The 25,703-nt window shown below is 45.5% G+C and carries 19 protein-coding genes, 3 tRNA genes and 1 rRNA gene; 5 read left to right on the top strand and 18 right to left on the bottom strand.

The window, feature by feature from the left end; genetic code table 11:
• Positions 1–5: 5 nt before the first annotated feature.
• The 6 genes from AC1DLM_RS26100 to AC1DLM_RS26075 all read right to left on the bottom strand — a co-directional run bounded on the left by AC1DLM_RS26100 (position 6) and on the right by AC1DLM_RS26075 (position 8,575).
• Positions 6–1,097 (bottom strand): CgeB family protein, encoded by a 1,092-nt coding sequence (locus AC1DLM_RS26100; RefSeq protein ID WP_477571602.1) that lies wholly within the window; start codon positions 1,095–1,097, stop codon positions 6–8.
• Positions 1,091–1,978 carry a dTDP-4-dehydrorhamnose reductase gene (gene rfbD / locus AC1DLM_RS26095; protein ID WP_477571601.1) on the bottom strand — a complete coding sequence of 296 codons (888 nt, stop codon included), beginning with the start codon at positions 1,976–1,978 and terminating at the stop codon, positions 1,091–1,093. Before rfbD ends, AC1DLM_RS26100 begins: the two co-directional genes overlap by 7 nt.
• Positions 1,975–2,976, bottom strand: a complete 1,002-nt coding sequence (gene rfbB / locus AC1DLM_RS26090) for a dTDP-glucose 4,6-dehydratase (protein ID WP_441992180.1) — start codon at positions 2,974–2,976, stop codon at positions 1,975–1,977. The genes rfbD and rfbB overlap by 4 nt, the downstream gene beginning before the upstream one ends.
• On the bottom strand, positions 2,976–3,695 hold the full coding sequence (locus tag AC1DLM_RS26085) for a sugar phosphate nucleotidyltransferase (RefSeq protein WP_441992179.1): 720 nt from the start codon (positions 3,693–3,695) through the stop codon (positions 2,976–2,978). The genes rfbB and AC1DLM_RS26085 overlap by 1 nt, the downstream gene beginning before the upstream one ends.
• Before the next feature lie 232 nt (positions 3,696–3,927).
• Positions 3,928–7,293 carry a WIAG-tail domain gene (locus tag AC1DLM_RS26080; protein WP_477571600.1) on the bottom strand — a complete coding sequence of 1,122 codons (3,366 nt, stop codon included), beginning with the start codon at positions 7,291–7,293 and terminating at the stop codon, positions 3,928–3,930.
• Between the two features lie 91 nt (positions 7,294–7,384).
• The gene (locus AC1DLM_RS26075; protein ID WP_441992177.1) at positions 7,385–8,575 is read right to left on the bottom strand and encodes a glycosyltransferase family 4 protein; all 1,191 of its coding nucleotides are present in this window, start codon (positions 8,573–8,575) and stop codon (positions 7,385–7,387) included.
• Between the two features lie 216 nt (positions 8,576–8,791).
• Here AC1DLM_RS26075 and AC1DLM_RS26070 point away from each other — a divergent pair, with 216 nt between their 5' ends.
• Entirely contained in the window at positions 8,792–9,892 is a 1,101-nt protein-coding gene (locus tag AC1DLM_RS26070; protein ID WP_441992176.1) for a YheC/YheD family endospore coat-associated protein, read from the top strand.
• Positions 9,893–10,504: 612 nt separating this feature from the next.
• On the opposite strand, the gene nagZ is transcribed toward AC1DLM_RS26070, so the two are convergent.
• Positions 10,505–11,806, bottom strand: coding sequence for a beta-N-acetylhexosaminidase (gene nagZ / locus AC1DLM_RS26065; RefSeq protein WP_441992175.1), 1,302 nt, complete (start codon positions 11,804–11,806; stop codon positions 10,505–10,507).
• A gap of 76 nt (positions 11,807–11,882) precedes the next feature.
• Positions 11,883–12,179 (bottom strand): transposase, encoded by a 297-nt coding sequence (locus tag AC1DLM_RS26060; RefSeq protein ID WP_171628952.1) that lies wholly within the window; start codon positions 12,177–12,179, stop codon positions 11,883–11,885.
• Between the two features lie 204 nt (positions 12,180–12,383).
• On the opposite strand from AC1DLM_RS26060, the gene asd reads away from it, so the two are divergent.
• Complete coding sequence (gene asd / locus AC1DLM_RS26055) at positions 12,384–13,172, top strand: archaetidylserine decarboxylase (RefSeq protein WP_441992174.1); 789 nt, start codon at positions 12,384–12,386, stop codon at positions 13,170–13,172.
• A 35-nt stretch (positions 13,173–13,207) separates the two neighbouring features.
• The gene (locus AC1DLM_RS26050) at positions 13,208–14,467 is read left to right on the top strand and encodes an MFS transporter (RefSeq protein WP_441992173.1); all 1,260 of its coding nucleotides are present in this window, start codon (positions 13,208–13,210) and stop codon (positions 14,465–14,467) included.
• A 57-nt stretch (positions 14,468–14,524) separates the two neighbouring features.
• On the opposite strand, the gene AC1DLM_RS26045 is transcribed toward AC1DLM_RS26050, so the two are convergent.
• Both AC1DLM_RS26045 and AC1DLM_RS26040 read right to left on the bottom strand, forming a co-directional pair.
• A complete protein-coding gene (locus AC1DLM_RS26045; protein ID WP_441992172.1) occupies positions 14,525–15,964 on the bottom strand; it encodes an NAD-dependent malic enzyme in 1,440 nt (479 codons plus the stop codon).
• Between the two features lie 239 nt (positions 15,965–16,203).
• The gene (locus AC1DLM_RS26040) at positions 16,204–17,925 is read right to left on the bottom strand and encodes an aminotransferase-like domain-containing protein (protein WP_441992171.1); all 1,722 of its coding nucleotides are present in this window, start codon (positions 17,923–17,925) and stop codon (positions 16,204–16,206) included.
• A 34-nt stretch (positions 17,926–17,959) separates the two neighbouring features.
• Here AC1DLM_RS26040 and AC1DLM_RS26035 point away from each other — a divergent pair, with 34 nt between their 5' ends.
• Together AC1DLM_RS26035 and AC1DLM_RS26030 are read left to right on the top strand one after the other, a co-directional pair.
• On the top strand, positions 17,960–18,541 hold the full coding sequence (locus tag AC1DLM_RS26035) for a GNAT family N-acetyltransferase (protein ID WP_441992170.1): 582 nt from the start codon (positions 17,960–17,962) through the stop codon (positions 18,539–18,541).
• A gap of 157 nt (positions 18,542–18,698) precedes the next feature.
• Positions 18,699–20,009: an aminotransferase class I/II-fold pyridoxal phosphate-dependent enzyme gene (locus AC1DLM_RS26030; protein WP_441992169.1), complete on the top strand. Its 1,311-nt coding sequence runs from the start codon at positions 18,699–18,701 to the stop codon at positions 20,007–20,009.
• Positions 20,010–20,410: 401 nt separating this feature from the next.
• On the opposite strand, the gene AC1DLM_RS26025 is transcribed toward AC1DLM_RS26030, so the two are convergent.
• The 8 genes from AC1DLM_RS26025 to AC1DLM_RS25990 all read right to left on the bottom strand — a co-directional run.
• A complete protein-coding gene (locus AC1DLM_RS26025) occupies positions 20,411–20,617 on the bottom strand; it encodes a hypothetical protein (RefSeq protein WP_441992168.1) in 207 nt (68 codons plus the stop codon).
• 223 nt (positions 20,618–20,840) lie between these two features.
• A complete protein-coding gene (locus AC1DLM_RS26020; RefSeq protein ID WP_441992167.1) occupies positions 20,841–21,065 on the bottom strand; it encodes a hypothetical protein in 225 nt (74 codons plus the stop codon).
• A gap of 29 nt (positions 21,066–21,094) precedes the next feature.
• Positions 21,095–22,465: an aldehyde dehydrogenase gene (locus tag AC1DLM_RS26015; RefSeq protein ID WP_477571599.1), complete on the bottom strand. Its 1,371-nt coding sequence runs from the start codon at positions 22,463–22,465 to the stop codon at positions 21,095–21,097.
• A 236-nt stretch (positions 22,466–22,701) separates the two neighbouring features.
• Positions 22,702–24,945, bottom strand: coding sequence for a glycosyltransferase (locus AC1DLM_RS26010; protein WP_477571598.1), 2,244 nt, complete (start codon positions 24,943–24,945; stop codon positions 22,702–22,704).
• 296 nt (positions 24,946–25,241) lie between these two features.
• A tRNA-Leu gene (locus AC1DLM_RS26005) sits at positions 25,242–25,323 on the bottom strand.
• A gap of 13 nt (positions 25,324–25,336) precedes the next feature.
• Positions 25,337–25,408, bottom strand: a tRNA-Gln gene (locus AC1DLM_RS26000).
• Positions 25,409–25,423: 15 nt separating this feature from the next.
• A tRNA-His gene (locus AC1DLM_RS25995) sits at positions 25,424–25,496 on the bottom strand.
• 68 nt (positions 25,497–25,564) lie between these two features.
• Positions 25,565–25,703 (bottom strand): 23S ribosomal RNA (locus AC1DLM_RS25990); the annotation flags it as partial.

The raw sequence follows: 25,703 nt of genomic DNA, 5'->3' as shown, positions 1-25,703 counted from the left end.
CCTTTCTAGGCAAATAGAATGTCCAACAGCTTGACTAATCGAGCTGAAAAAGTATGCTCCATTCGTGTCCTCCGCAGCMCATTGATTGCAATCCGTAATCGTTCCTCTTCATGAATTAGGTAGTGATTCATTTTATGAACGAGCTCCGCTGGATGATGAAAGGTTTCGATTTCATGACCTGGCCGATAGTGCTGTTCCAGATCTTGGCGATAATCCGTTATTTGCAAGGTTCCACATCCTGCGATCTCATAGGTTCTCGGATTAATGGAATGCCCCGGTATATTTCGGCTGTTTTTGTTGTAGGTTTTATCGTACGTGAGTCGGTGAATATTCAAGACGATTTTGGCACCGTTATAATACTTCACTGACTCTTCGACCGGAACGCCCCTAAGATTAATCCCTTGTTGAAGCAAGGCGAAGTGATCTAAACGATCCCATAACCCCCCAGCAATAACCACTTTTCTCCCTATTAAGAAGGGAGTTAACTCATTGAAGAGGGCAATTCGGTTAGGAAAGCCCGTGCCAATAAAGCAGATATCGCTTCGGTACTCAGGGCTAATATGCTGAGGTTTAAACACAGTTGGGTTAGCCGCCAAAGGCAAGTAGTGAACTTGCCCGCAGCCTATCCCCTGATAGAAGGGTACGCAGGACATTTCATGCGTGAATACATAATCATAGTGAGGAGCTAATGTGGCTGTATGATCGGTAAAATAGGGATCGTCCGCAAACCAGATAGCGGTACGTATCCCCATCTGTCTAACTAGATCGATATGATGAGCATGATCAGCCGGGAAAACATGAAGCCMGTTCATAACCAGCACCAGATTCGGTTTATGCTCTTTCGCTAATCGGAGCATATCCGCAGCCGTCGCTGTATATACAACTCGGACTGATTGTTGCAAACCATGAATAATCCCATTGTCTATGGCATCGAAGATGCCCTGAACGATAAATAAAACACTTGCTTCTCGCAGCGGAATAGGTGCTGGAAAGCAGGTGTCGAGGGCATACTGACATCTGCCCATACGAAAGCCACTTTCCCGACCAGCCTGAAATCCCTGACTGCGACTCTCCGCTAAGCGGTTACGATTCACCATGTATCTTTCACCTTCTTAGCTCTAACAGCTGTATCGTAATAATCTACCTGTAGAAAGAAATCCAGCGCCGATCGCCAATCTCGCATAGGCTCAAACCCATTGCTTTGCATAGCTTGGTGTGCAAATGCGGTATACATGGGTCTTGCAGCTGGTGCTGGCGGGAAAGCGTGCGTAGGCACAGGCTGCAGGGAAATATGCGCCATGCCAGCCGCTTGGAGGATATGCAATGCGAATTCATATCTAGAGCATACGCCTTCATTGGAGGCATGATAGAGACCATAACGGTCCGTTTCGATAAGCTCACGAATGAAAATGGCTAGATCCAAGCAATAGGTCGGGGAGCCAAATTGATCATCCACGATGGATAGAGTCGGATTCTCGCGCGCCTTCTCCAATACTTTGGTTACAAAATTTGTTCCTTTTTGACCATATAACCAAGAGGTTCGTACAATAAAATGTTTCATGCAAGTCATGGCAACGAATTTCTCCCCAAGAAGCTTGGATTGTCCGTAGCTATTAAGCGGATTGGGCACATCCGTCTCTTTATAGGGACTTCGCTTCGTGCCATCGAACACATAATCCGTACTGACATAGACAAGCTTGGCCCCAACGATCGCACAGGCCTGTGCAAGATGTAGAGCACCCAAAGCGTTCACTTGATAGGCAGACTCCTTCTCAGATTCAGCTCTATCTACATGGGTATAGGCAGCAGCATGAACAACAACATCCGGTCGTACGTTCAGCAGCTTCTCCATGACTTCTTGTTCCTGTCTAACATCCAATTCCGCTTTCTCCCAAGAGATAACTTCATGCATGGGGCTCAGCACTCGCTTAAGGTCATATCCTAACTGTCCGCCTGCACCTGTAATAACGATTTTCAAGTGTGATCAGCTTCTTTATCTACACGGTACGAACCGTCTGCAATACGGGCGCACCACTCGGTTTCTCTTACATACCACTCCAGCGTATTTTGCAGACCCTTCTCAAACGAGTAAGCCGGCGTCCACCCTAACTCGCGACGTATCTTCGAGCTATCAATGGCGTATCGCCGATCATGTCCAAGCCGATCCGCTACATACTGAATGAAAGATTCGGGTTTGCCCAGCTGCCTCAAAATGCTCTGAACAACTTCCAAATTCGTTCGCTCATTCTGACCACCAACATTGTAAACCTCTCCCGGCACACCAGCTTCAATCACGCGTTCAATGGCAGAGCAATGATCGTCTACATACAACCAGTCTCGTACATTCAATCCATCACCATAGAGGGGTAACGTCTCATTGCGCAGCGCACGTGTAATTAAAAGTGGGATTAGCTTCTCTGGAAATTGACGGGGACCATAATTGTTCGAGCAACGTGTAATCACAGCTGGAAATCCATACGTCTCATAGTAAGCTCTTACTAACAAATCAGAGCCTGCTTTACTAGCTGAATAAGGAGAATTCGGCGCAAGGGGTGTTACTTCACTGAAGGCTCCTTCAGCCCCTAGTGATCCATACACTTCGTCTGTGGATATATGAATAAACTTCTTAACCTGACCTCGACGTGCGGCCTCAAGCAAGATTTGGGTGCCAACCACATTCGTTCTTACAAACCGGCCAGGGTCATGAATACTTCGATCTACATGGGATTCAGCGGCAAAGTGAACAACCACATCGATGCCTTGCATCAGTTTCATCATGAGCGCCTCATCACCAATATCACTTTGCACAAATTGATAACTAACTTGACCATCAAACAGCCTAGCATTGTCCCTATTCCCTGCATACGTAAGTAAATCAACATTGATTATTGGATCATCTGGATGATGTTTCTTCCAATAATGTATGAAGTTGCTTCCAATAAAACCCATGCCTCCTGTCACAAGCAATGACTGCATTAGCTGTACCCCTTTCTTACTAACAGCGTGGCTTGAAAGAGCGATTCATGCGTGCCAGCGTCAATCCACCAACCTGTCAAGAACATATGAGCAAGCGATCCAGCAGCCGCATATACATTATTAACATCTGTGATCTCCATCTCGCCTCTTGCTGATGGTGATTGTGATTTAATAATCTCAAATACAGAAGAGTCATATAAATAGATCCCCGTCACAGCAAATGGAGAGGTTGGATGCTCCGGTTTCTCTACAATGCGTTCAATTTGATTGTGCTTCATTGTTGCTACGCCATATCTACGAGGATCTTCCACCTCTTTTAAAATAACCATAGCCCCTTCATCCTGCTGGTAAAAGGTTTCAATCATGGGCTGAAGTGGATCTAGGAATAAATTATCTCCCAATATGACCACGAATTTCTCACCCTCCCCCACGAAATCCTCTGCCAATGCCAAGGCTTGTGCAATTCCTCCTGGTTTCTCTTGAATCTTATAGGTTAGATTCACGCCGAACAGGTCACCATTGCCCAAGTAGTCTACATATAAGCTTGCAGATTGTTTCCCCGTAATAACAACAATATCCTGAATGCCAGACTGACTTAGTTTATCAATGGCATATTGAATCATGGGCAGATTACCAACTGGAAGTAAATGTTTGTTAATAATATGCGTTAAAGGGCGTAAACGACTTCCAGTTCCTCCTGCAAGTACGACACCTTTCACAAGTMATCCCCCTTCACGAACTTTCGCATGATGTCTTATGGTGCTTAGTCACATCCATTTCTACTATCATATGCTTTCGTGATAGACGGAAATTGGACGATTACCCCCAAATTGAAAATTGGTCATCAATCTATCTATGAAATAGCAAAAAAAAACAAAAAAACAGTAGTCTCGCTTAAATTGCGAAACACCGTTTTTTTGTTTTCTGAAGCAGGATTTCACATCGAGGCGATTACTGACTCTTCCCAATGACCATCCAATTCACAATACCCTGTTGATCGGGTGAAAATTTGGCTCTGATAATGGACAATACTGCACTGCCTGTAGACTTTTGACTAACAATGACATAACAAGCTGGATGATTCGTGATCGCTGTTAACACATAATTCGTATTCGCATATTCCTCTTCAAAATGAAGTACCAGCTCAATGGTCTCATCCTGAATCTTCATAACAAATGGCTCAAGACCGAACTGTTGCAACACATTTCTTTGCCCAGAGGAAGTGCGCACAAGACTATCTGCCAATTTCGTCACTGTAATAGAGGCATCAGCAACATGTTGATTCGTGATAACTCCATCCTGCAGCTTACTTCCATCAACACTACCCATTGCTAAGTGAAAATCAGTTACGGCTCCCTGTGCCAGTTTATAGCTGTCTACACTGCCATCAGCCAGTTTAGCAGTATCGATCGCCCCGTCGATAACTTTGCTGCCATCAATACTGTTAACGGATAGCTTCGCTCCTGTAACAGCATCATCAGCCAGATGCTCCGTATTCACCGCACCGAATCCGAGTTTAGTGCTGTCCACACTACTTGGAGCTAGCTTTTCACCTGTGACGGCTTCGTCTTGCAAGTGCTCGCTTCCGATCGTTCCCTCGATTAGCTTGGAACTATCTATGCTGGCATTATGCAGCTTCCCACCGTCAATAGAGCCAGGAGCAAGATGGCTGTTCGTTACAGAACCCAAGGAGAGCTTCAATCCATCAATGATAAAGTCCGATAAATGTTCTCGTTGTATCGCACCGTAAATGATTTTACTGCTATCCACACTTCCCGACGCCAGCTTAGATGCATCCACTACATGATCAGCCAGATGCTCACTAGTTACAGCACCTGAAGCCAGCTTACTACCATCCACGCTTCCCGGTGCCAATTTCACACCATATACGGCATGATCAGCAAGATGATAATTATTCACTGCGCCCGACATCAGTTTACTGCCGTCTACAGAGTTCACCGCTAACTTTTCACAGTCAATAGCCCCTGCCAGGAGATGCTGATTACTTACGGAACCATGCGCCAATTTCGTACCATTCACTACGCCAATTGAAAGATGTTCGTCTGTGATCGTGCCAGGCATGATTTTCGATCCTTCTACACTATGATTCGCCAGCTTCGTACCAACGACCGCTCCTTCTGCCAGATGCTCTGAGCTGATCGCGCGATAAGCAACCTTCGAGCTAATGATGGACCCATCCGCCAAATGCCTGGAAACTACCGCAGCAGGTGCCAGCTTGCTACCATGTACACTTTCATTCGCCAATTTCGAGGCCGTGATCGCACCGTCGATGATATGCTCAGCATTCACCGCTTTGCTCGAAATTTTGGTACTAATGATACTGCCATCAGCCAACTTATCTGAAGTTACCACTTCATCCTCTAGCTTCGCGTTCGTTATGGCTTGATCTTTAATGGTCCACGTAGTTACAGATTCTGCCTGGAGGTGTTGTGTGCCCACTGCTCCATTCGCGAGCTTCTCTTCGGTGACTGCACTGTCGGCTAAGATTTCAGTCGTGATGGCGTTTTCTTGTAGTTTACTGCCCATTAGACTTCGATCAGCGAATACCTCCAACGTAATGGATCCTTGTGCCAAATGTTCAGAAGTAATCGTCCCAGGTTTAATATGAACACTATCGATAATTTCATCTTGCAAATGACGTGATTCTATCGACATCGGAGCGATCTTCGCCGTTGTTACGGCTTCCTCAGCAARCTTACTTGTCGTAATGCTTTCTTCCTGAATATGTCTAGTTGTGATGGCTTCGTCCGCAATATGGTTGCGATGAATCGCGTGCAAATCGATTTGTTTCTCACCAATCGCACCTTTTGCGATGTGACCAGTAGCAATAATCTCTTCCTGCAGATGAGTAGAATTGATGGTGCGGTAGGCAATTTTGTTGGAGGTGACACTCTCATCTTTCAGTTTAGAATTACCAACACTACCCTCTGCCAATTTATCTGTAATGATGGATCCTGCAGCAATTTTGGAGCTAGATACCACATTCTCCTCTAGATGATCAGTCTGAATCATATGTGAACCGATATGTTTAGCGAGGATGGCACCTTGCGCAATTTTATCCGCAGTAACCGCACCGTCTTGCAATTTGCTGCTAGAAATAACTCCATCGTTCAAGTGGCCAGACTCAATAGCTTGCGGCGTTATATGTTTGCTCGCTATGATCTTCTCGCCCAATTTCGCCACGGTAATCGCGCCATCTTGAATGAGCTTCGCTTCTATGGCACCTTCTCCAATATGCTTAGTCCGAATTGCATGATCAGCTATGTGGTAACTGGTTACCTCACTGCCTTCAATATGAATACCTCTCACCGCGGATTGTGCGATATGCATCGAATCTACGGCATGCGGAGCAAGCTTAGCACCTGTTACAGTTTGATCGGCGAGCTTATCATTTGTAATTAAGTGATTTCTTAAATGTTCGGACTGAACACTCTCGACCTGAATATGGATAGAACCGATACTGCCAATCCCTAATTTATCTTCCGTAACAGCACCATCTCTAATTTTGGCAGAGGTGATGGAAGCGTCCATAAGCTTAGCCGTATCAATAATATAATTGGCCAAATGCTTCGTCTGAACAGCACCACTGAGGATTTTATCAGACGTGATCGCTTGCTGATCAATATAGTCACTTGTAATAATCAGTTCCGATAAGTGTTGAGGCAAAATAGCTCCGTCTGCCAGTTTGGAGGCATCCACTGACCTATCTGCAATTTTGGCGGTTGTAATGCTGCTATCGAACAGCTTTCCGCCAGATAGTGTATTATCTTGAATTTTATCTCCTGCAATACTGTTTGGAGCAACATGTTCATCATGGATCGCCTGGTTGGCAATTTTAGGACGTGTTACGCTTGCCTGAGCTAATTTGGAAGGTTCAATCGCACCATCCTTGATGGATCTGACACCGATGCTGAACGGTTTTATCTTCGTATCATCGATCGATCGGCTTGCAATTTTGTCCCATGTTACCGCTTCATCTACAATGTCGTCCGTATAGACAACCGGGTCAACGAATTTCCCCGTTTTTCGCTCCGTTAATAACAAATCAGGTGTGATTTGCTCTGTAACCTTGGAGACATGCAAGACTTTGTTTGGCTCTGCCTTCTCTGCCTTCTCTGTCTTCTCTGACATCGTTGGATTCGTTTTCGCAATTAGCTTGGGTTGTTCTACCACTTTCTCTTGCTTTATTGGTGCTTCATCAAGCCATTTTAATTCATTCAAGTTAGCGTTCACTTTGTGCACGTTCGCTTTGTGCACGTTCGCTTTCTGGGTAGTGCTGCTCTTACGCTTATTCATATGACTCCTCTCCATTCACCAAGATTTATCTTTGGTAACATATTCATTCTCACCTTAATAAGTACATTAGCCCCAAAAAATGTGCGCTCACCTAGACAAGAGCCGTTTCTTTCAACATCTGGCTGTACAACGCTGACCTCACCTCAGCAGCTCGCTGCCACGTGAACAGATTATCAACCCGTTTAATGCCGTTTTCCCCCAGCTTTCGTTGCAGGCTTTCATCTTTCAGTAACCGTATGATACGATCAGGGAGCTCATTGTCAATGGCACCCAGTTCGATTAAATAACCGGTATTACCATCTTCCACAACCTCTTGAATCCCGCCTACTTTAGTGGTAACAACGGGAACACCAGTAGCCATTGCCTCCACATTGACAAGACCAAAAGCTTCCTTACCAATCGAGGGGACAACAAAAACATCAGCGATTCGAACCCATTTGGGCATTTCTTGATGCTTCACATAAGGAATGAATAGGACATGTTTAGGCATCGTCCTGGCTGCTTTAACTAATTGCCTGACATACTTGGTTTCTTTCTTGGATCCATAATAAGCACTCCCAATGATAACAAGCTTGGCGCTTGGTTCACTCTTAATGACGCTTTCCATCGCCTTCAGCAGATGATGAACACCTTTCTTAGGAATCAATCTACCTACAAATAAAATAATTTTGAGATGCTCACAATTTAGGCTTTTGCGCATTTCTAGACGTGATTTGATGCCTTCATCCGACCATTTGGAAGTGAATTGAGCAATATCAACACCTAAATAGTGTGTAACTATTTTATGGGCAGCACTAGGCACTTTTTTTTGCAGAAACCGCTTTAGAAAGTCGCTATTAACGATAATGACATCAGCCGCACGCAAACACACGGTTAAAGATGAATTAGAAATATAGGGTTTTGTGATAAAGGACGTAGAGTGGAGGACGAGACTCAATATGGAATGAGGGTATCGTTTGCGAAGAAAGGAAAGGAATCGTGGCCGATTATCCACTTGAATAATACCAGGACTTAACGAGGATATCTGTTTAGCTACATGTTTCATATAGGTAGTTTGCGTCTGATAAGGTAGTCGCTGATACGTTACACCCTGCCGAATTTCCTTCCAAGGTTGATAGGATGTTTTCCGTCCAAGTACGACTACAGGCATGCTCTTCACCAAATGCTCCGCTGTCTTCTGAACCACTTGCTCAACCGAGCTACTAGTCCCTGAGGGTATAGGAAAAGAGCCTGGTGTAACGATGACAAGATGGTTCGATTGCGGCTTCCGCTTCGTCTTCAACTTCTAAACCTCCTGGATAAAATGAGGCTGAGCTCCCCCCATTTTGCTACTTCTTCTATACATATGCGGATAAAGTAGCAAAGCATGGGCATCTGTCCTTGTTTTAGAAGAAAGTATCAGCATTTGTACAAACAAGTCTTGTTCTTTTTCCATAAACTAAGAGTGATTCCGCTTTCGGCAAATATTCAAGCCCCAATTAGAGAGGGAGTGAAGTCAATGAGTAATCCCTATGTGGGTATTTTAGTTAACGATTCCTTGTTTGCAGGTATTCCTCTAGGGAACACACAATACGAAGCAATTCGATTTTACGAGGATGCTGGCAAACTCTATGGCCTTACGCCTTGTTATTTCCGAATTCATGATGTTCATATGAAAACAATGAAGGTACATGCCTATGTAAAGGATGGCCAACATTTTATAAGAAAATGGTCAGATCTCCCTAAAGTTATTCATAATCGTGCCATTTATTTGGATTCCTCTTCAGCACGGATTTTGGAAGCATGGACACAGAAAGGTGTTACGCTGTTTAATCGTTGGAACCGTTATAGCAAGATGCGTATACATGAGATTTTAATGAAAAACGAGAGCATTCGGCCCCATCTTCCCTGTACATTTCCAGCCACAATTGAAAATGTTAAAGCCATGATGGATTCGTTTGACTCGTTAATTATCAAACCAACCAATTCTAGCATCGGTCGCGGTGTGATGAAATTAGAGCGTCAAGGGAACTTATGGAAACTCCTCTATCCAGTTAACATGAAACTTACGAACCGGACTTGGCGAACACTCAGGTTCCGTCAACACTTGCCGAAACTTCTCCGTAGACGGATTGTAAGAAGCAGCTATATGGTTCAACAATGCCTGCCTCTTGCCACTGTAGATGGATCTCCTTTTGACCTTCGTATTTCCGTTCAGCGTGGAACTGAGGGATCATGGGGCGTTACTGGCATGATTGCTAAGGTTGCCTCACGTAAGCATTTCCTAACGAATGTCGCACACGGCGGGCGAGTAATATCCTTATCAGATATTTTGAAAAACCACTATCCGCAGCTTGATCCAGGAACCGTATGTCTTCAGATGACGAATTTCGCGCTCTTGGTCGCCCAGCATCTCAGCACAGAATTGCCAAACTTGGCTGATTTAGGACTCGACATTGCTATGACGAATGAGGGTTTCCCTTTATTTATCGAATGCAACGGGAAGGATCAACGTTACAGTTTTCGTGAGGCAAATATGGAAGAATGTTGGAAAGCCACCTATTTCAACCCTATAGCCTATGCCAAATTCATTTTAGAAGGTGGCACGCCACCGTGCTAGAGGTTGGAGCGCGAGCTTCAGCAGAGTAACAGAGGGCAAAGCAGCAGAGCGAAACAAAAAAAACGTCCTTTCGAGTTTACTCGGGGGACGTTTTTTTGAGGTGAGCCGGGCTGTGAGGGCATGAGACAGGCCCCGTGCTTCGACGACTGCGCCTTCCTTCGAGTGAATGGAAATTAACTGGGGAAACTACATCTATTTTCGGCAATAATCCCTCCATCTGAGGAATAACTGGAAAACCTACAGCTAATTCCAGGCATTCCCACCTCATGAGGAGAAAAACGAGATTTTAGCTACATATTTTCCATTAAAATTAAAAAATCGATCGAAATCTTTCAAAATAGCTGTATATTTTCCAGTTATTTCAATTCAATCAGATCATGTGTTTACTCGGATCTCAAAGAGGTGCGCGATTCCGGCTCAATTAGCTTGGATGATGGAGGCAAGGGGTATAAAGTAGCTAGTTTGTTGTAGGCAGAATGAGGTGCGTTGAGAGACTAGGTTGATGTGGGCGAGGGGGATAAAGTAACTAGTTTGTTGTCTGTCCCCCGCCCCCCTCCGTGCGGCGGCCGACTGAGAATATCGCATCTCAGCACCGTCATTACGCTATTCCCCCTACTTCGCACTAAGCGGTGCAAGCACCCGCTGAACCTCCGCATTCAGCTGCTTCGGATCCGGTGCGCTTACCGGTTGATCCTGAAGCTTATACTTCATTTTCAGCTTATAGACCTGTTGCACACTTTGGTCAATCGTATCCAAGGGAATCCGCCCCGCCTGAACAGCGGTACGCAATGCTTGAATAACGGCTATCGCTTTCTGCGGATCGTGACCGACCATCACGACATTGGAACCCGCGAGCACAGACTTCACGGCGGCTTCGCCCATTTCATAATTTTCCGCAATGGCGCCCATCGTCATATCATCGGTCATGATGAGCCCCTTGAAGCCAAGCTCCTTGCGTAGAAGATCCGTCATGATCGTCTTCGACATCGAAGCCGGATATTTCGTATCTATTTTTGGCAGCAAAATATGAGCGACCATAATCGCATCCGCCTGATGCTTAATGGCATCTGCAAAGGGAATCAGCTCAAGCTTCCGCAAGCGCGCGAGGTCATTTTGAACAACGGGTAAGCCAATATGTGAATCAACAGAGGTATCGCCATGTCCTGGGAAATGCTTCACAACCGGAACAACCTTCATCTCTTGAATGCCATTCATCATCGGAATCCCATAGCTGCTTACTAGCGTTGCATTCGCCCCAAAAGAGCGATCGCCAATAACCGGGTTCTTGGGGTTGCTGTTGATATCCAAATCAGGCGCAAAATCCATATTAAGCCCATAGGCATTCAACTCTTTCCCCAGCAACTGACCGATATTATGGGCCAACTGGGTTTTACCTGATTTCCCAATCGTCTGACTTGTCGGTGTTTTCGAAATTTCATCAGGCAAACGCGTTACCCTGCCGCCCTCTTCATCGACACCAAGCCAGAGTGGAAGCTTGTTCACCGTATTCGTCTTTTTCAAATCATTGACTAGGCTCACTAATTGATTCGTATCTTTCACATTCGGCTTATACAGAATAATGCCACCTACATGATAGGTTGCAATCAATTTACGTGCTTCATCATTCATGCTGTAATCATCAATTCCCGCGATTATCATCTGACCTAGCTTCTCATCCAGTGTCATCTTAGGAAAATCTACCGATGCTACTGGAGTTGGCGAAGGTTTAGGAGCAGTCGACGGGATAGGTGTAGAGGTTGGTACCACTGTTGGTGAAACCGTTGCGGGCGGTACACTCGGGATCGGAGTTCCACTTGGCCCAGCTTCATGACGTGTCGCGCAACCAGTAATAAGAAGGATTAACCCTCCAACTGTTCCAATTCCACGCATAATTTGGGAGTAATTTCGTTTCATCTTACCACCTGCCTTTACTTTCACAGTCACTATATAGAGTAGACGCTCTATGCATCGAAATCGTTGAATGGCCGCTTCACTCGCTGCGAATTCCTTTCAAGAAACAATGCACTAACATATAAATCCCATATGCGCCTAGATAACCACCTGTGAACAGAAACAGCTTGTTCGTAAAAACAACATGGATGTTCGTCATGAAAACCGTATCATCCCGAAGGATCTGGTACACGTTCATGGAACTGATTGCACCAAATATATACGCGCACAAAACCGCTGCCCCTGCGAATACATGTTTAAAGGATTGTAGTAACCAAGCACTAGCAAGCATGACTAGCGGAATCACAATAACAAAAATAACGATTATTATCGACATTGTCGTGTTCACCTCTTCAACAGCATTGACGAATTTGCTGTCGAAAATACAGAAACTCACTTGGCTAGTCCCAAGGAATCGAACAATAGGCAATTGATTCTTTTACCTATCTGTGGCAAGATTAGCGAAGAACCGCTAAATAGGAAACTTTGTGCTGATGCCAGAGTCCCTCCTAACCAACGAATGAACAGGAGTTTATGATCTATGTCTAAGCCTTTTTTCCGATTACTGACCGAGTTGTCTTCACGCAAATGGGTCTCACAACTAACAGGTGCCCTTGCTCGTTCCAAAATAAGCCGGCTCTTTATCCCTCGTTTTGCCCAAACCTATGGCATTCGCATTGAAGACGCTGAGAAGCACATCAAGGAATATAAGTCCTTGAATGATTTCTTCACGCGCAGATTGAAGCCAGGCTTGCGCCCGATCCACGAAGACACAACACGTGTTGTAAGTCCGGTAGATGCCATGATTACAGGTATCGGCGACATCAAAGAGGGCTTGATCGTCAATGTCAAAGGTCAAGACTACACGATCGACGAGCTGCTAAATCGCTCTCCGCGCACAGTCAACTACAATAATGGTTTTTATTTCGTACTGTATCTGAGTCCAACTGATTATCACCGTATTCATTCACCAATCTCAGGAGATATTCTGGAGAAAGAGCATGTCCTTGGGAAAGTGTATCCCGTTAATGAATTCGGACTGCGTCATATGAAACGTGTACTTAGCCGCAACGAGCGATTAATTACATTCATTCAGCATGCAACTGGAGAAGTAGCCGTTGTCAAAGTTGGCGCACTGAATGTGAGCTCCATCCAATATGTAACACCTCTTCCAAAAACACTTGAACGCGGTCAAGAGCTCGCCTATTTCGAGTTCGGCTCCACAGTCGTTCTGTTATTTGAAGATGGGATGTTCGAAGCACGCCCTGATCTAAAGCTTGGCTCTAAAGTGAAAATGGGCGAAGACCTTGGGCGTTTCTTGGACGCCTAACCTAGTCGGGAATCAGAACCTGAGAGGAGAAAACCATGGCATCYATTTCAACACCATCTCCTAATCATAGCTCGAAGAGCTTGCAAGGAACGGGAGATATCAAACCAACTGTTTATCGGATTTTATTGGCAATTGGGCTTGTACATTTGCTCAACGATTCCATTCAATCCGTGATTCCTGCTATTTTCCCCATTTTAAAAGATGAAATGGGACTCAGCTACGCACAAGTCGGCTGGGTGCAATTCGCAATTAACTTTACAGCATCCATCATGCAGCCTGTCGTTGGACTCTATACAGACCGGAAGCCATCGCCCTACATGCTGCCAATTGGGATGACATCGACCTTGATCGGCATGTTGCTGCTAGCTTTTGCTCATTCGTATTGGGTAGTCCTTTTGTCTGTTTGTTTTGTCGGACTTGGCTCGGCCGCCTTCCATCCAGAAGGTTCACGTGTTTCACATATGGCAGCTGGAAATCGTAAAGGTCTCGCCCAATCGATCTTCCAAGTCGGCGGCAACGCTGGTCAGTCATTGGCTCCCATTATGACCAAATGGATCTTCATTCCGCTAGGATTGTTCGGATCGATCTGGTTTACGGGTGTCGCGGCTATCGCGATCGCTGTGCAAATGTACATAGCACGTTGGTATAAGGTCGTCCTGCAAGACGCACCTGTGAAAGCCAAAACCGTCGTTAAACGTGTTGTTAGCCCGCAGCGACGTAAGCAAGTCATGTTCGCTATCAGTGTATTGATTTTCCTTGTGTTTGTTCGTTCTTGGTATGGTGCGGCTATGAGTGGCTATTTCGCCTTCTTCCTTCAAGATACGTACGGTATCTCCATTGACCGAGCGCAGAATTTCATTTTCTTATTCCTAGCGGCTGGAGCCGTTGGTACTTTCTTTGGCGGACCGATATCGGATCGCTTCGGTAAGCGTAATGTCATTTTCTTTTCCATGTTAGGATCGGCACCATTTGCCTTATTACTCCCACATGTGTCCGTCGGTTGGGCGTACGTGCTGCTCGTTATTATCGGTGTTATTCTGTTATCCAGCTTCTCTGTTACAGTCGTGTATGCGCAAATGCTTTTTCCTGGCAAAGTAGGGACCGTATCCGGCCTCATCACGGGATTAGCCTTTGGTCTTGGCGGTATCGGGAGTGTCGTGTTAGGCAACCTTTGCGATGCCATCGGAACAGGCCGAGTTATGGAACTCTGTGCATTTCTCCCGCTTTTAGGCATACTTACTTTCTTGCTCCCTACCGATCGTAAGTTGAAGGAATGGACTGAAGAACAAGCCTAAAACATAAAAAGCAGTTCGGCACGCTGGATCAGCGTTGTACCGAACTGCTTTTTTCAATTACTCGTGATGTCCCTCGTTGACTTCGCGTTGGCTGCGACGACGTGCAACACCCGATTCAAACGCCGCTTCCATAACGGCTTCTCTAACTTTCTCGACCACCGCGTGATTGAACACGCTGGGAATAATGTAGTACTCGTTCAGCTCGTCCTCATTCACGACAGCAGCAATTGCTTTGGCTGCCGCAAGCTTCATCTCTTGCGTGATCTTGGATGCTCGGCAATCTAACACGCCGCGGAAAATACCAGGGAAACAAAGTACATTGTTAATTTGATTCGGATAATCCGAGCGTCCTGTCGCCATTACGCGAACATAAGGCTCCGCTTCCTCTGGCGTGATTTCCGGTGTGGGATTCGCCATTGCGAAAACAATCGGGTCAGTCGCCATACGCTTCACATCATCTTGCTTCAGCACGCCTGGTCCTGAAAGACCAATGAAAATATCTGCACCTGAGATGACATCAGACAATGTACCACGTTCTAGCCCAGGATTCGTATTTTCTGCGTACCACTCCCAAGCCTTGTTCGTGAACTCATCTCCTCGCACAATAGCCCCTTGACGATCCACACCAATGACATTGGTGACACCTGCTGAGATCAGCATTTTAGTACATGCAATACCTGCAGCCCCGATTCCCGTGATTACTACCTTACACGACTCCAATTGCTTTCCGACAAGCTTAACCGCATTTAGCAGCCCAGCTAGAATAACAACCGCTGTACCGTGCTGATCATCATGGAATACAGGAATATCAAGCTCATTAATTAAGCGTTCTTCGATTTCAAAACAACGCGGGGAAGAAATATCCTCCAAATTAATGCCGCCAAATCCTGGCGCAATCGCCTTCACGGTACGAATAATTTCTTCGGTATCTTGGGTATCCAAACAAATCGGGAACGCATCTACGCCTGCCATTTGTTTAAATAGCATCGCTTTCCCTTCCATCACGGGCATTGCCGCTTCAGGCCCAATATTCCCAAGCCCTAGAACAGCCGTACCATCTGACACGACAGCAACGGTATTCCTTTTAATCGTCAACGAATGTGCCTTGCTCGGGTCTTCATGAATCGCCATACAAACCCTGGCAACTCCTGGCGTATATACGCGGGACAAATCGTCCCTGTTTTTAATTGGTACTTTGGGGGTGACTTCAATTTTCCCACCCAAATGAAGCAGGAAGGTCTGATCTGACACGTTAATGATGCGGACACCTGGAATAACCTGTAGTGCTTTCGTTATTGTTTCCGTATGCTCGGGATCACTTACTTTGACTGTAATATCACGTGTAGTCGTCGTTTTGCTGGCTCTTGTGACGTCAATCGCCACAATATCGCCGCCTGCATCACCAATGGCTGTTGCAATTCTACCAAAGGTTACGAGTTCCTTATGTATTTCCAGTCGCACGATGACACTTGTGCCCCCACCATTTAATCCAGCCATGAAAGGATCACTCCTACGATTTGTAATTTAATTGAACACATGTTAGATGATAACATACAACCTATGGCAAACAAAGTTATTGCCCAAAAGACTTATCTTGCACAGTGATAGAGACTTTTTATGGTAGGCAAGCAGGGATTAGGAAAAGTATGGTATAGATTGAGCAGGAAGCATGGAAAGGGCTATAGAGATTGAGCGAAAACATTCTGGAAAAGCCAATTGAGATTGAGCGAAAAGAGTCAGGGAAGGCCAATAGAGATTGAGCGGAGCAGAGTGATGCCTTGCTTGATCTCAGCCTCTGTTAGATGGGCGAAACCGAAGCAGACACCCGCTCTGCCGACTGGGAGCGCGTAGTTGCCGGCGTCCGTCCAGGTCACGCCGGCTGCCCGACATGCGGCTGCATACGCGGTATAGGTGCGCAGGTCACCGCGCCACCACCCGAATAGATGCAGCCCGCTATCGCTGTCCACCCACTCGAAGAGGGTGGACAGGTGCTCCTGCAGCAGCGCCTGCAGGAGCAAGAACTTGCTCGCGTACACCCGCCGCATGCGGCGCAGGTGTCGCTCGTAGCCGCCGCTCGCCATGAAAGCGGCGAGCGAGCGCTGTTCGAGCAGCCCCGTTGGGTGCGGCTCGTATAGCCGCTTCGCGGCTACAAAAGCATCGTGCAGCGCCTCCGGCAGCACGACATACCCGATGCGCAGGTCCTGCAGCATCGTTTTGGAAAAGGTGCCGATGTAGACCACTCGGCCCTCTTGGTCCAGCACCTTGAGCGGCTCAATCGGCCGCCCGCGGTGCCTAAACTCGCTGTCATAATCGTCTTCGACGATGACAGCGCCTTGTTCCGCCGCCCAGCGCAGCAGGAGCTGGCGGCGCTCCAGGCCCAGCACCGCCCCCGTAGGGAATTGGCGGCTGGGCGTCACGAACAGCAGCCGCGCGTTCCACGGCTGCGGGATAAGCCCTTGCCCGTCCACCGGCGCGTGGACGGGCACTCCGCCAGCCGCCAGCACAGCGCGGCTGGCGCCTTGATACCCGGGGCGCTCCAGCACCACGGGATCGCCTGGGTTTACGAGCAGCTGGGTCAGCAGGGCAATCGCCTGCATCGACCCATTGACGATCACGATGCGCTCAGGCGGCGCATCGATGCCTCGCATTCGCCTCAGGTGCACCGCGATCGCTTCGCGAAGCGCGTAGTGCCCCTCGGCGATGTGAGCGTCCTCTTGCGGCGACTCCGTCATCCGCCGCACCTGCTCATACATCCCGCGGTTCCATTGCTCCCGCGGGAACTGCTCCATCTGCGGACGCGCCACCACGAACGCAATCTCTCTTCCACCTGGCATACCTAGGAGTTCTCGCTCTTTTCTCTTCTCTTTACCACCATCTGCCTTACCCTCTCGCACTTTTCCTTGCTCTTTGATGCCATCTGCCTTACCCTCTCGCACTTTTCCTTGCGCTTTGATGCCATCAGCCTTACTTTCTCGCTCCCCCAGCTCACTTACCTGATCAGTCCCACCTTCTCGCTGCTGCCCCCCAGCATCCACACCCTGGCTCACTCGGACACCCCAAGCTGACAGTTCTATATTCTTCCCCACCTTGGGCTCATACATCACATGACCGTCCGCATAAACGACAAAAGTACCTCTTCCAACATCTGCCTGCAAATATCCTTCTGCGATCAGCATATCGTACACTTGATTTACCGTCCCCCGAGAAATATCCAGTTGATCAGCCAAATCCCGGCTTGAGGGCAATTTCGTATGCTGCTTCAACTTATTTCCTACGATTTCATCGCGAAGCGCATGATACAAGGCAGCGTATTTACTAGGATATCGTGAACAGTACGTGTGAAACGGCAAATAAAATGCCATACAACCACTTCTTTTCTTTTTAAAATGGTACATATAAATTGAGTCATATTGGTACTTATTATGAATCCAATCATACAGTATGCTTACAACAATCACATTAAATTTTTCACGAGTAAGGAGAAATCAAACTATGAATCTACTGCCGCCAACCCTAAAAGGAACTCGCGTCACCTTGCTTCCTTTGCATGAGTCACATATTCCTGGACTGATCGAGGCTGCAAACGACCCTGCCATTTTCTCATTTATGACTCCCTTGCTTGATCCCGCCGAAGTTCACAAATTTGTCTACCAAGCACTTAACGAGCAGGAAGCGGGACAAGGAATCCCTTTCAGCGTCTACGATAGAGCTACTGATACCATCGTCGGCAGTACACGACTCTTCGATATTTCCATCCCTCATCGGAATTTGGAGATTGGGCACACCTGGTACAATTCGAGTGTTTGGAGAACTCGTGTGAATACAGAAAGTAAGTATTTATTGCTTCGATACTGCTTCGAGTCTCTGAATCTTTTGCGTGTTCAGCTCAAAACAGACCTTCGCAACGAACGCTCCCAAGCAGCCATTGCCCGTATAGGAGGCCAGAAAGAAGGTATTCTGCGTCAACATCGTGTGCTTCACGACGGTTATGTACGAGATACGGTTATGTTCAGTATCCTTGACAATGAGTGGCAACAGGTCAAGCAGCGACTAGAAAGCTTTTTAATCAAATAAATTGTTGAGCACGTGACTGGAATGCGTTCATCCATGGCTCTTGCTTCTTTTCATATCAATTCATAGAAAATTTGTTTACGCAGTGACGTGCAGGTGTGAAAGTGATATAATAACTGGGAAAAAATGAATCGCTCATTGGAAGGAATGACCCAATCTTATGAATCCTTTGGCAAGTCAGCTAAACGAGACCCTGCAACGTGAAAATTCTCATGTACATGACATGCTTTCCACATTAGGTAAATCGATTTACTTCCCGAAAGAAGGCATTCTCAGCCAATCGGCTGAAGCGAAGGCCAAAGCCAAGAAATTCAATGCTACCATCGGTATTGCAATCGAAAATGGTCAACCAATGCATCTGAAGGTCATTCAAGATACACTCTCCACTTACAATCCTAAAGATATATATGAATACGCTCCACCGGCTGGTAAGCCTGAGCTTCGTACAGCTTGGCGCAAAAAAATGCTCGAAGAAAACCCTGGCATTGGCAGCAAGCTTATCGGTAATCCGATTGTAACGAATGCCTTGACGCATGGACTAAGTATTGCTGCTGATCTTTTTGCAGACGCAGGTGATGCCGTAATTATTCCTGATAAAAATTGGGAAAATTACGAGCTTACTTTCGAGATTCGCCGCGGTGCTCAAATCGTGAACTACCCGCTCTATAACGAACAAGAGAGATTTAATTCCGAAGGATTACGTGACGCACTTCTCGCTCAGAAGTCCAAAGGCAAAGCGATCGTCGTACTGAATTTCCCGAACAATCCAACGGGTTACACACCTGATGTCGAGGATGGCAATGCCATTACTGCCGCGATCAGAGAAGCTGCTGAAGCTGGGATTAACGTAGTTGTTCTAACTGACGATGCTTATTTCGGTCTTTTCTTTGAAAATTCCTTGCATGAATCCTTGTTCGGTCAATTGGCCGACCTGCATCCGCGTGTGCTTGCAGTCAAAATTGACGGAGCAACCAAAGAAGAATACGTTTGGGGCTTTCGTGTAGGCTTCATTACGTATGCGGGTCAAAGTGATGCACTTCTGAGTGCTCTTGAACAAAAAACAATGGGGATTATCCGTGCTACAATTTCCAGTGGTCCGCATCCGTCCCAAACGTTCGTGCTTCACGCGTTGAACTCACCAGAATTCAATGCTCAGAAGCAAGAGAAATACGAAATCATGAAAGGCCGCGCGAACCGTACGAAATCCATTTTGGACAGCGGCAAGTTCGACGATGCATGGGGCTACTACCCGTTCAACTCCGGCTATTTCATGTGCTTGAAGCTCAAAACCGTTGACGCTGAAGCATTGCGCGTACATTTATTGAATCAGCATGGTGTAGGCACAATCGCGCTTGGCGAGACTGATCTTCGTGTAGCATTCTCTTGCATCGAAGAAGGCAATTTGGAAGAGTTGTTCAACATCATTTATCAAAGTGTTAAAGAAATAGAGACCGTTGCTGCAAGCAAATAGGTTGGCAACGCAAAAAGAGGGCGTCCCAAAGCCATGTTGGTGGCGGGGGACCCTCTTTTTTGTGAGTTAATGGGCTTAGAAGAAGTCCGTATGGTGAATGCAAGCAGCGAAAGATGCAAAAGAGCATTCTTTTTCTTCGAATTAATATCTGTATTTGAAATGCTTGCGAAAGTGCAACTATTTCTGTCGGCAAAGCTCATTTTGACATCTTTCGGTCCTAAAGGTTGCCTTTTCGCACTTATTCATCCACTTGTAACTGTTTTCCCGAAAATATGTGTCTTTTTGCATCTTTGACCATGTACACATATTGAAAATAACGTCTTCCCACTTGAAGTGGAAGTTATATATGACAAAACATATTCAAATCATCCCCTAGACTCTTCATGTATATGAAACTGTCATCACATACCCGTCGAACATTGCGGAGGCGGAGCTACTACAAAGGTTGAACTGCTTCGTACATATCGCCCCTGCCCTACCTTAACCTCAGTTTCATCAAACTCCGCGACAAGCCCGCCGCCAATCATTTTCCCATCCATTAACACCATAATGTAAGTTCCAAACAACATCGCATTCGTGAAGTCAGCATCCCGATGTATGATATCCATAGGCCCCCCAGTAAATAGCTTTTCTATTATTTTTATTTATACGCCACTATACCTTTTCAAGCGTTACAGTATAGTTACACACATCTTCTACAAAGAGAAGGCAATGAATGTTCCCTGCCCAGTCATTTGTTCGCGTTTTCCGCCCTCAGATCCAATTTGAAGATTATCTTACATCTGTTCGTTTCTTTCACTGTGGATCCTCCCAGGTAGCATCTGCAACCGCTTAACTGGTATAATACATAATTCCCTGGTACACAGGATCTGCTGCCAAAATACAGCGAAGCACATCCGGACAGCGAATAGACTTACTCGCCACCCTAATCTTCTTCCCTCCAGCTTCCTGTGCAATGGCCTTAAAGTTAGCATCCAGTAGATCCAAATCTACGAATGCGAATGGCTTCGGTACATCATTGAAAATCAGTTTATAGTGCTCGTAGGATCCTATCACGAGACTAACCTCTTCCTAGTGAGCCGTAATTAAGGCTTAGTCAGCCTGCGAATGATTTTCAACCCGATTAGACTAGATGGATATCGAAAAGGGATATCGAACCTCGTCGTCTGCTTTAATATACTTTTCATATGTGAGAATATTTGAAAACTCATCTCGCCATGATAGCTGCCCATTCCGCTCTCGCCGACTCCGCCGACAGGCAAATGCGTAGAACCAAAATGCATCAGCGTATCATTGACACAACCGCCGCCGAATGAAATTCGCTCAAGCATGGCATCTTGCACCTTTTTATCCTCCGAAAATACATACAGTGCCAGCGGCTTCGGCCTAGCTTGGATTAAACCTACGACTTCGTCTAGGCTGTCATAGGTCAGGACAGGAAGGATAGGGCCAAAAATCTCCTCCTGCATAACGGGCGAATCCCATGTAATCTGTTCAAGTACCGTTGGTTCAATTTGCAGCGTCTGATCTTCAGCCAACCCACCAATAGCGACCTTTCCGTCATTCAAAAAGTGACGCAACCGTTCGTAATGACGACGAGAAATGATTTTGCCGTAATCAGGGCTTTGCAGCGGCTTGTCGCCATAGAAAGAGACGATAGCTTCTTGAAGATAGGACAGCAGTTTATCTTTCACGCTCCGATGAACAAGCAAATAGTCTGGAGCCACGCAGGTCTGTCCCGCATTTGAGAATTTCCCGAAAGCAATACGCTGCGCTGCTAGTTTCAAATGCGCGTCGTGGTGTACAATGCAGGGGCTCTTCCCGCCGAGCTCTAACGTGACACGTGTGAGCCGCTTTGCTGCTGCCTCCATCACTATTTTCCCAACGGCTACGCTGCCTGTAAAAAAGATTTTGTCAAACGGCTGCTCCAGGAGCGCACGACTTTCTTCCACGCCGCCTTCTACAACCGCAATATATTGCGGTTCGAAGGTAGCACGTACGATCGAGGTCATCACAGCAGATACCGCTGGCGCTAGCTCTGACGGCTTCAACACAACCGTATTGCCAGCCGCAATTGCCCCTACTAGCGGATCAAAGGCCAGCATAAACGGATAATTCCATGGAGCAATGATAAGCGCCGCCCCCAGCGGCTCAGGGATTATGTAGCTGCGACTCCCCGAATGCGTCATCGGTGATTTCACTTTCTTCGGCTTCATCCAATGTTTCAGATGCTTGATGACATGAGCTATTTCTTGATAAACGATGCCTATTTCAAAAGCGTACGCTTCCTTCTCTCCCTTATTCAAATCGGTGCGCAGCGCCTGAATAATCTCCGATTCCCGATCGACAATCGCTTGTTTCAGCTTTTTGAGCTGTGTAAGTCGGTAAGCGAGTCCTCGTGTCGAACCGGAGAGATAATACTTTCTTTGCTGATCCATCAATTGGCTTATCGTCATGCGGATCTCCTCCTTTCGGATATTCATATCCTGGTTGTGCAATCGCCACACGAACTGAAAACGTTTACGAATTATAAAATTAAACAATCACATAGTCCTATAAGCTTACCATCCCATTCCCCACAGTGACAATAACATGATACTGCTCCGGTAATGATTTCGACCATAGAAAAAATCCCTGATTGCTCAGGGCTTCTAATTTGATAATACATTTTGTTTCCGATGTAATCGTCCTATTATGCTCTCTTTTGCTTTGTTACCCTACTTCTTCTTGTAATTTTTCGCTTTTTGACACTTCTTCTAATTGTTCTTATTCGCTTTGTTACACTTCTTTTAGCCGTTATCTTTTTCTTTAAAATGGATCTCTTTCTTCTTGTCATTTTTAAATTATTTCTTCTTTTTATCAGTTTTAATTTTTTGCTTCTTAGCAGTTTAATTTTTTTTCTTCTTCCTATCCGTTTTAACTTTCCCCGTCTTCTCTTCAATTCATTAATTTTTTGTTCATACAACGTTATATACTGGTCCACCATTGTAGAAGTCGTGAACTTGTTAAGCACATATTCTCTTAGGACATGTGGTGGCGGAAATGACTCATTTAATGCTTTGTGCGCAAGTTCATCTATGCTGTTACATACTAACTGTGGAAAACTTTCAAGTACCTCTAAGGCGGCACCATTGTTCAAGGCTAATACGGGAGTGCCTGAAATCATAGCCTCAATCAAAACAAGTCCAAAAGGCTCCTTCCAAATTGACGGAAAGAGGACACAACGAGCTCTCTTAAGTAGGTCCTGCTTTTGTTTACCTGCAACAGCGCCAATATAGTGAATGTTTTCATTATTATCAATTCTGGGCACCAAAATATTTCGGAAATATACTTCATCTTTAATGGGTCCAGCTATAATTAGCTTTTGGTTATTGCGTTCAGCGACTTCAATTGCATGAATGACGCCTTTGTCGGGGAGTATCCTCCCGATAAACAATAAATAGTCATCTTTTCCTTCACTGTACTCGTATTCATCCGGATTAATTCCGTTATGAACGACTTGGCCTTTGGCGCCGGCATTTCCCCGAGCAGCTCTACTGACATAAACGGAATCATGAAATTCTTTATTCGTAGGTAAATGATGAGTGGGTAAAACGGGAATTCCCATTTTTCTTAATCTGACAATAGATGTAAACGTGTGATCATGAATCAGATCTACTTTCGAAGGTCTTGTTTTACGGATAAATGCGGGTAGGTGTCGATCTTCGAAATATTTGGGGAAGGGTACTAACTTAGCTGAAACTTTACTTCCCTTAGGAGCATATAAAATAACCTTATGTCCACGTTTTACCAATTCTTGTGTTATTTCATAAACAATTTTCTCTGTTCCAGCTGTGTCAACAGCTGATACAGGGCTACAGACTGGTGAAATAACTTGTATGATTCTCAAGGATCGTTTTTTGGGAGTTGCATATTTTGTTTCATATTTTGTTTCATACTTTGTTGCATACATTGGCGTACTCATATTAAATAAACCAAATAAGTCACGAATTTCTTTAGTTTCAACTGCTTTACGATTGTACTCTCCACCGCTTAAAAGTTCTCGATGCTTCCTAGCATATTCCCAGAAATGATCAGCGTACTCTGGTTTGAAATCAATATAATAATTAATGCATTTGGTTACAAAAAAGAGAATTTCCTCTTTAAAACCATTATTCAAGTGTGCGTGTTCGATTAAACGGTCCCAGGCTTGTAAAATATCTAACACTTTAGGTCCGCTGCTATTTGCGATAGAACCTGGTCTAGACCTTTTATAATAATATAAGGGAATATTCAAATAAGCTGGTCTATTCGCTAGACTGATCAAAATTGGAGTTGATGCAACATCCTCATACCAAATATTCAAATACTGAATTTTTTGTAGTAATTCCTTATTGTAGAGCTTATTCCAAGGAACCACTTGAGCATAAAGAATTGCCTGTTTTTGCGTAAAGATGTCTTGTGCGTATCCCTTCTCAGGAATGGTCAGATCTTCATCTTCATACCTACTAAAATAATCACAAATCACCATGTCATGCCCATCTAAAGCCTTCGTAAACAATACCTCAAACATATTGTTAGCAATCCAATCATCCGAATCAACGAAACCGATATAGTCACCTCTAGACTGAGCAATCCCTACATTCCTAGAGTTACCTACACCTTGGTTTTCCGCAAAATGTATACTAATAATACGTTCAGGTTGGTTTTTCACGAACTCCTTAATAATTGCGGAGGAATGGTCTGTTGAACCATCATTGATAATAACTAACTCCATGACATTCCATATTGTTTGGTTAATTATCGATTGTAAACACTTACTAAGGAATTCCCCCGTATTGTATACAGTTACGATAACTGAAATTTTAGGACTAGCTGATCCTACTTTTTTTGAAATGATCTCTGTCGAGTCAAGAATAGGTTCCCCCTCCTCTTTTATTGAATTATATACATTCATATTCCCAATAGATGACTACGGCTTGTGTATGTGCTGACTTCTCCTATAAATAGTAATGACTACTACCCGCTTTAAAGATAAGCATATTGAAATAGTAAACGAAACCTGTATGCAAAAAAAGGATACTCTCTTAAAGAGCACCCTCTAGTTGGATACTAACTATACACGCTATGCCGTTTCTTGCATACGAACAAGGCTGGTATGAAGATGTACTACTGCATTCTTTTTATCTGTTTAAAAAAAGAAAAAGCCCAAAACCCTTATACATCAAGGGTTTCAGGCTTGTAATGCTGGGATGCGGTCGGAGGGATTTGAACCCTCACGCCTTGTGAGCGCCACCCCCTCAAGATGGTGTGTCTGCCGTTCCACCACGACCGCTTAAGAAAGTATACTGGGGATCTAGGATTTGAACCTAGGCATGACGGAGTCAAAGTCCGTTGCCTTACCGCTTGGCTAATCCCCATTATGAAGGGAAAAGGGCGACCGATGGGACTTGAACCCACGAATGCCGGATCCACAAACCGGTGCGTTAACCCCTTCGCCACGATCGCCACAGTAGGAATATTATTCCCTTAAAACTAGATACGAAACTCAACGTAAAGTMTTACTCTTAGGAATTTTGGTTAAGCCCTCGACCGATTAGTATTCGTCAGCTGCATACGTTGCCGCACTTCCACCTCGAACCTATCAACCTCGTCGTCTACAAGGGGTCTTACATACTGGGAAATCTCATCTTGAGGGGGGCTTCGCGCTTAGAT

This window comes from Paenibacillus sp. 01T442 (assembly GCF_056398345.1).
Note: the sequence above shows the minus strand (reverse complement) of the source record. Positions and strands in the feature narration are given on the sequence as shown.

Bases quoted from the DNA above. Each gene is read 5' to 3' on its own strand.
- rfbB (WP_441992180.1), bottom strand. From the start codon at position 2,976: ATGCAGTCATTGCTTGTGACAGGAGGCATGGGTTTTATTGGAAGCAAC.
- AC1DLM_RS26070 (WP_441992176.1), top strand. From the start codon at position 8,792: ATGAGTAATCCCTATGTGGGTATTTTAGTTAACGATTCCTTGTTTGCA.
- nagZ (WP_441992175.1), bottom strand. From the start codon at position 11,806: ATGAAACGAAATTACTCCCAAATTATGCGTGGAATTGGAACAGTTGGA.
- AC1DLM_RS26060 (WP_171628952.1), bottom strand. From the start codon at position 12,179: ATGTCGATAATAATCGTTATTTTTGTTATTGTGATTCCGCTAGTCATG.
- asd (WP_441992174.1), top strand. From the start codon at position 12,384: ATGTCTAAGCCTTTTTTCCGATTACTGACCGAGTTGTCTTCACGCAAA.
- AC1DLM_RS26045 (WP_441992172.1), bottom strand. From the start codon at position 15,964: ATGGCTGGATTAAATGGTGGGGGCACAAGTGTCATCGTGCGACTGGAA.
- AC1DLM_RS26035 (WP_441992170.1), top strand. From the start codon at position 17,960: ATGAATCTACTGCCGCCAACCCTAAAAGGAACTCGCGTCACCTTGCTT.
- AC1DLM_RS26030 (WP_441992169.1), top strand. From the start codon at position 18,699: ATGAATCCTTTGGCAAGTCAGCTAAACGAGACCCTGCAACGTGAAAAT.
- AC1DLM_RS26025 (WP_441992168.1), bottom strand. From the start codon at position 20,617: ATGGATATCATACATCGGGATGCTGACTTCACGAATGCGATGTTGTTT.
- AC1DLM_RS26015 (WP_477571599.1), bottom strand. From the start codon at position 22,465: ATGACGATAAGCCAATTGATGGATCAGCAAAGAAAGTATTATCTCTCC.
- AC1DLM_RS26010 (WP_477571598.1), bottom strand. From the start codon at position 24,945: ATGAATGTATATAATTCAATAAAAGAGGAGGGGGAACCTATTCTTGAC.